Genomic DNA, 6,318 nt, shown 5'->3' on the forward strand with positions numbered 1-6,318 from the left:
GCTATCCAAGGTCGACGCCCTTCGCCGTCGCGAGCGCCTGGAGCTTCTCGCGGTCGTCGGTCTGCACGCACACCGTCGCCCGCAGCCCTTCGCTCTCGCGTCGCAGCAGGTAGTGCGCGACACTGTCGGTGAGCGGCTCCCCCGCGTCGTCGACGAAGTCCCAGCGCACCTGGACCATGACGAGGTCAGGGGTGAGATGATCCTCGCCGAGGAGGTCGTACCCGACCGAGGCGAGCCCGAGCTGCCGGTAGAGCGGGTAGGACTGCTCGAGCCCCGCGGCCATCGCCTCCCGCGATTCGAGCACCCCGGAGAACGCATCGTCGACGATCATTCCCGGCATCGACCACAGACGGCTCGCCGCCTCGGCGTCGAATTCGCTCAGCGAGCGCGCGTACTCATCGAGGTAGGCGGTGATCTCGGTCGTCTCGATCGTCATGTCCCCACCGTACCTGCGGTGAACAGGTTCACTCCAGTGCCTTCCGGGCGGCCTTGAGCGCGATCCTCCGGGGCAGCAGACCGGCACCGGCGGCGAGCACCTTGTTGCCGAACCCCGAGATGACGCTGCGCGGCTGACGGTGCTCGAGTGCGGCGAAGGCGACCGCGACGACCTGTTCGGGGGTGTCGAAGCGTCCCGTGCCGGCGAAGTCGCTGCCGGCCACGGCGAAGAACTCCGTGTTCGTCGGACCGGGGCTGAGCGCCAGCACCCTCAGCGGAACCGACCGCGTCTCCTCGGCGATCGCCTCGGTGAGGGAGAGGACGTAGGCCTTCGTCGCACCGTACGCGGCCATCCCGGGCGTGGGCTGGTAGGCCGCGGTGCTCGCGATGTTGACGAGCACCCCGGTCAGCTGCGGCAGCAGCGCGCGGGTCAGCCGGGTCAGTGCCACGACGTTGACGGCGAGCATCTCATCGATCCGCTCGGGGGCGGTGTCGGCGAAGGGTTCGGCGATGCCGAACCCGGCGTTGTTGACGAGCGAGTCGACCGCGATGCCCCCGGTGGTGAGATCCGAGAGGAGCCCGTCGACCCCTGCCGCCTCGGCGAGATCATGGACGAGAACATGGGCGGTGATGCGGTGGGCGGTCTCGAGCTCTCGGGCGAGCTCCTCGAGCCGGTCACGGCGGCGGGCGACGAGGACGAGATCGGCACCGCGGGCGGCGAACTGTCGGGCGAACTCCGCCCCGAGGCCCGAGCTCGCGCCGGTGATGAGGACGGTGGTGCCGCGGACGTCGAGTGCGTGCCGACTCACGCCGTCGGCCCCGGTGCCGCGCGTCGGCCGTCGACGTCGGCGATGATCCGGGAGGCGAGCGCCTCGGCGGACGCGGGATTCTGCCCCGAGTAGAGGCTGCCGTCGACGACGATGTGGGGACGCAGCGGAACCACGCCCTTCTCGTAGTGGATCCCGGCGTCCTTGACGGCGTCCTCGAGGAGCCACTTGGCCTTCCACGCGAAGGCGTTGAGACGTTCCTCGACGTTGGACAGTCCCGTCATCGTCCGTCCGGCGAAGGCGTTCGACCCGTCCTCGTTCTTCGCCGCGAGCACGGCGACCGGCGCATGGCAGAGGAGGGCGAGCGGCCTGCCGGAGTCGAGGCGCCGCTTAAGGAGTGCGCCGGAGACCGGATCGACCGCGAGGTCCTCCATCGGGCCGTGCCCTCCGGGGTAGAAGACGACGTCGTAGTCGGCCTCGTCGACGGTGTCGAGGGCGACGGGATGGTCGAGGGCGTCCTTGATCGAGTCGAGGTAGGCGCGGATCTCCCGGCGCTTCTTCGGTCGACCCCCGGCGATGCCGAGGCTGAGCTCGTCGAGCGTCGGAGGCACTCCCCCGGGCGTGGCCACGGTGATGTCCCACCCGGCCTCGGAGAAGAGACGGTAGGGTTCGGCGACCTCCTCGGCCCAGTAGCCGGTGGGATGGACGGTACCGTCCTCAAGCGTCCATCCGGTGGCGGCGGTGATGACGAAGAGAACCGATGTCATGAGGGGACCTTTCCTAGAACGACGAGGACGCTGTGGGGAGGACGCTTCGATTGCTAAAGTTAACAGTGTCCACACTGAAAAAGTACGGGGGAGGATCGACTGTGTCAACAGCGTCCGCGGAGAAGCCGCGGCATCATCATGGCAACCTGCGCCACGCGCTCATCACCGCCGGCGTCGAGATGCTCGAGACGGGCGAGGCCTTCTCCCTGCGCGCCGTGGCCCGCCGGGTCGGCGTCTCCCAGGCCGCGCCGTATCGCCACTTCGAAAGCAAGCAGGACCTCGAAGCCGCGATGGCCGCCGACGGCTTCGCCGAGCTCCAGACCTCACTCGAAGCCGTCGTCGGCGAGCACGGGGAGGGCGACACCCCGCTCGTCGAGCTCGCGCTCACCTACATCCACTTCGCCGAGGCGCATCCCGCCCTCTACGCACTGATGTTCGGCCAGGAGCTCAGCACCGTCGACGAGGTCAGGGTCGCCTGCGCGGCCGTCTTCGCCCGCATCCAGGAGGTCGCGATCGCCACCCACCCGCAGCGGGACCCGCACGGACTCGCCACCGCCGGCTGGGCACTCGCCCACGGACTGGCGACCCTCCACATCGACGGCACCCTCGGGGCCAACGACGACGTCGACTTCGACACCCGCGTCCGCGCCGCCTTCGCCGCCCTGCTCACCGACTGAGACCCACGCAGCGCCGCTGAGACCGGGAACACACCCGGAGGTCGGGAATGAATCCCCGCATCGCCATGTTGACACTGTTAACTTCGTCAGCCTACTCTCAGTTCGAGAGTCCGGAATCAGATGTGGAGTGAGAAACATGACCGAGACGAACACCGCCCCGACCACCGAAGTCACCTTGGGCTCGCGCACCCTCCAGGTGCCCGCGGGCGGTCTCTTCGACCGCTATCGCATGCAGCCCGACCTCGACGAGGTCGCCCGCGACCCCCGCGTGACCAGCGTCGACTTCTTCCGCAATCAGCCCAAGGTCGAGGTGGAGTCGCGCATCGGGCGCACGTTCACCCCGAACTTCTACTACGCGATGTCGAGCGCGCGCCTGACGATGCTCGCGCCGATGAGCGCGCTGCGCGACCGGCTGCCCGCACCGCTCGATCCGCTCGAAGCCGTTCCCGGCTTCGGTCTCGCCTCGGTGCTGCTGTTCCGCTACGACGTCGCCGACATCGACTTCTACACCGAGGCGGCCGTCGGCATCGCGGTCAAACCGCCCCACCACGGTCCGCTGGGGGCGATCGACCTGCTCGCGGCGCTGAAGAACAACCACCTCGACTCCTATGTGCTCTCCCTGCCCGTCAACACCGAGATCGCCCAGGTCCGCGGGCACGACGGCTACGGTTTCCCCAAGTGGGTGACCGACATCGATGTCGACATCACCGCGCAGTCCGTGACCGGACGGGTGCTCAACGACTCCGGCGGCACCGATTTCGAACTCCGGGCCCTGACTCCCCGGCAGAAGCGGCACCGGTCGGGCACCGCGGTGTCCTCCCTGACGTCGTATACGCATTTCGACGGAGGATGGCATGCGACGTTCAACCAGACGAACGCCCTCGTCTCGGGAACCGCGCTGTTCCCGCGCCATGTCGAGACCCGCCTCGGCGAGGGACGGATCTCCGATGACATCCGCTCGCTGCGTCCGACGCGGACCCTGATGTTCGATGTCATGACCCACGGTCAGGCGGCTCTCCACATGCCGCGCGTCATCTCGCTCGACTGACGACGTTCATGTCACTGACCTACACTCCCAGCCAATCGCTCCATTCCCGACACACGACCACAGAAGGGCAGACCATCGTGTCCACATTGACCGCGGATGCGCGGATCACTCCGAGGATCACCGCCGACCGACTCGCGGCGCTGAGCCGCCGCGTGCGGGTCGCCGACCCCGACGCCACGCAGGACGTCACCAATGCGATGACCGGTGAGGTGCTCGGCACTGTTCCGCACGCCACCCCGGCCGATGTCGTCGCCGCGGCCGCACGGGCCCGCAGCGTCCAGAAGGAGTGGGCCGCCCGTCCGATTCGGGAACGGGCGGAGGTGCTCATGCGCTTCCACGACCTCGTGCTGCGCCACCAGGACGAAGTCCTCGACCTCATCCAGCTGGAGAACGGCAAGGCCCGCCGGCATGCGTTCGAGGAGATCATGGATGTCGCGTTGAACGCCCGCTACTACGCGCACACGGCGGAGAGGTACCTGCGACCCAAGCGCCGTCAGGGTGCGCAGCTGGCGCTGACGAAGGTGTGGGAGCTCCATCATCCGAAGGGCGTCGTCGGCATCATCTCGCCGTGGAACTATCCGCTGACGCTCGGCATCAGCGATGCCCTGCCGGCGATCATCGCCGGCAATGCGGTGGTCACGAAGCCGGATGCGCAGACGCCGTTCGCTGCACTGTGGGCCGTGGAGATGCTCGAGCGGGCGGGCATGCAGCCCGGTCTCGTCGAGGTCGTCACCGGGTCTGGCGCCGAACTCGGTCTGCCGATCATCGAGAACTCCGACTTCCTCATGTTCACCGGGTCGACCGCTGTGGGACGGACGGTGGCCGCCCAGGCCGGGGAGAACCTCATCGATGCGTCGATGGAGCTCGGCGGGAAGAACGCCCTGCTCGTCCTCGACGATGCCGACGTCGACAAGGCCGTGTCCGGGGCGATCCGGGCGAGCTTCTCCAACACCGGGCAGCTGTGCATCTCGATGGAGCGCATCTATGTCCCCGACGTCCTCTGGGACGACTTCACTGCGAAGTTCGCCGCCGCTGCCCGGGCGATGACGCTGACCGCCGGGATCGACTACTCCGCGGACATGGGCTCGCTCGTCTCGCAGAAGCAGCTCGAGACGGTGATGCGCCATGTCGATGATGCGCGGGACAAGGGCGCCACGGTGCTCGCCGGCGGTCGGCGCCGTCCCGAGCTCGGCCCCTACTTCTACGAGCCGACGATCCTCACCGATGTCGACGAGTCGATGGAGGTCTACGCGCACGAGACCTTCGGTCCGGTCGTCAGCCTCTACCGGGTCGCCGACGAGGAGGAGGCGATCGCGAGAGCCAATGACAGCGACTACGGCCTCAACTTCAGCGTGTGGACCTCCGACGAGGACCGCGGAGTCCGCGTCGCCTCCCGGCTCGAGGCCGGCACCGTCAACGTCAACGACGCGTACGCCGCGGCGTGGGGGTCGATGGATGCCCCGATGGGCGGCATGAAGGCCTCCGGCCTCGGCCGGCGGCACGGGGAGCACGGCATCCTCAAGTACACCGAGTCGCAGACGATCGCCGCCTCGCGGCTGTTGCCCGTCGGTGTGCCGGACAACGTCGATCCTGCGCGTTACGCGCGCATCGTCACCGGCGCGCTGCGCGTGCTCAAGCGGATACCGGGTGTGAAGTGAACCCGACCAGCGAACGCAGAGACGGAATGCAGACCATTCTCGGTGCAGGTGGGCCGATCGCCGACGAACTCGCCCGCGCCCTCCATCGCGACTTCACTCAGGACATCCGGCTCGTCAGCCGGCACCCGAAGCAGGTCAACGGCACGGATGAGCTGGTCGCCGCCGACCTCATGGACCCGGCGTCGACCGAGCGTGCTGTCGCGGGCAGCGCGATCGCCTATCTCACGGTGGGTCTGCCGATGGATTCGGCCCTGTGGGAGGAGAAGTTCCCGACGATGATGCGCAATGTCATCGATGCGTGCATGGCCCATGGGACGAAGCTCGTCTTCTTCGACAACACGTACATGTATCCGGGCACCCCGACCCCGCAGATCGAGTCGACGGGATTCGCCCCCGGTGGCCGCAAGGGGCGGGTGCGGGCGGAGATCGTCACGATGCTCCTCGATGCGATGGCCGCCGGTCAGATCGACGCGCTCATCGGTCGGGCCCCGGAGTTCTACGGGCCGGGGAAGACGAAGAGCTGGTCGAACATGCTCGTATTCGACCGGATCAGGGCGGGCAAGCGTCCGCTCGTGCCGGTGAGTGCGACGACGAAGCGATCGCTGATCTGGACGCCGGATGCCAGTCGGGCGCTGGCGCTGCTCGGCAACACCCCCGACGCGTACGGGCAGACCTGGCATCTGCCGATCGACGAGCATCGCCGCACGTACCGTGAGCTCATCGCGATCGCCTCCGAGATCACCGGGCGGAAGATCGGCTACACCGTGCTCCCGCTGTGGGTGTTCAAGTTGGGCAGCCGGTTCAATCCGATGCTCGCCGAGGCGGCCGAACTCCTTCCCCGGTACCGCGGGGACAACATCTTCGACACGTCGAAGTTCGCCTCCCGCTTCCCTGACTTCGCTGTGACGACCTACCGGCAGGGCATCGCCGACATCCTCGGCCAGTGAGTCCCGCGGCGCCCGCACC

At 68.1% G+C, this 6,318-nt stretch carries 7 protein-coding genes; 4 read left to right on the forward strand and 3 right to left on the reverse strand.

What is annotated here, in order from left to right; all coding sequences use genetic code 11:
• Position 1: 1 nt before the first annotated feature.
• The 3 genes from ABD154_RS02740 to ABD154_RS02750 are packed head-to-tail and all read right to left on the reverse strand — an operon-like array spanning position 2 to position 1,969.
• Positions 2 to 436 carry a hypothetical protein gene (locus tag ABD154_RS02740; RefSeq protein ID WP_198500053.1) on the reverse strand — a complete coding sequence of 145 codons (435 nt, stop codon included), beginning with the start codon at positions 434 to 436 and terminating at the stop codon, positions 2 to 4.
• A gap of 28 nt (positions 437 to 464) precedes the next feature.
• A complete protein-coding gene (locus ABD154_RS02745) occupies positions 465 to 1,244 on the reverse strand; it encodes an SDR family NAD(P)-dependent oxidoreductase (RefSeq protein ID WP_198500054.1) in 780 nt (259 codons plus the stop codon).
• Positions 1,241 to 1,969 carry a type 1 glutamine amidotransferase domain-containing protein gene (locus ABD154_RS02750; protein ID WP_198500055.1) on the reverse strand — a complete coding sequence of 243 codons (729 nt, stop codon included), beginning with the start codon at positions 1,967 to 1,969 and terminating at the stop codon, positions 1,241 to 1,243. The genes ABD154_RS02745 and ABD154_RS02750 overlap by 4 nt, the downstream gene beginning before the upstream one ends.
• A 101-nt stretch (positions 1,970 to 2,070) precedes the next feature.
• On the opposite strand from ABD154_RS02750, the gene ABD154_RS02755 reads away from it, so the two are divergent.
• From ABD154_RS02755 to ABD154_RS02770, 4 genes are all read left to right on the forward strand, one after another.
• A complete protein-coding gene (locus tag ABD154_RS02755; protein ID WP_232623778.1) occupies positions 2,071 to 2,646 on the forward strand; it encodes a TetR/AcrR family transcriptional regulator in 576 nt (191 codons plus the stop codon).
• Between the two features lie 136 nt (positions 2,647 to 2,782).
• Entirely contained in the window at positions 2,783 to 3,694 is a 912-nt protein-coding gene (locus tag ABD154_RS02760) for an acetoacetate decarboxylase family protein (RefSeq protein ID WP_198500056.1), read from the forward strand.
• 77 nt (positions 3,695 to 3,771) lie between these two features.
• Positions 3,772 to 5,352 carry a succinic semialdehyde dehydrogenase gene (locus tag ABD154_RS02765; RefSeq protein ID WP_198500057.1) on the forward strand — a complete coding sequence of 527 codons (1,581 nt, stop codon included), beginning with the start codon at positions 3,772 to 3,774 and terminating at the stop codon, positions 5,350 to 5,352.
• A gap of 26 nt (positions 5,353 to 5,378) precedes the next feature.
• Positions 5,379 to 6,299: an NAD-dependent epimerase/dehydratase family protein gene (locus tag ABD154_RS02770; protein ID WP_198500058.1), complete on the forward strand. Its 921-nt coding sequence runs from the start codon at positions 5,379 to 5,381 to the stop codon at positions 6,297 to 6,299.
• The last annotated feature ends 19 nt before the right edge of the window (positions 6,300 to 6,318 follow it).

This window comes from Brevibacterium sanguinis (assembly GCF_039528855.1).
GTDB classification, from domain to species: domain Bacteria; phylum Actinomycetota; class Actinomycetes; order Actinomycetales; family Brevibacteriaceae; genus Brevibacterium; species Brevibacterium sanguinis.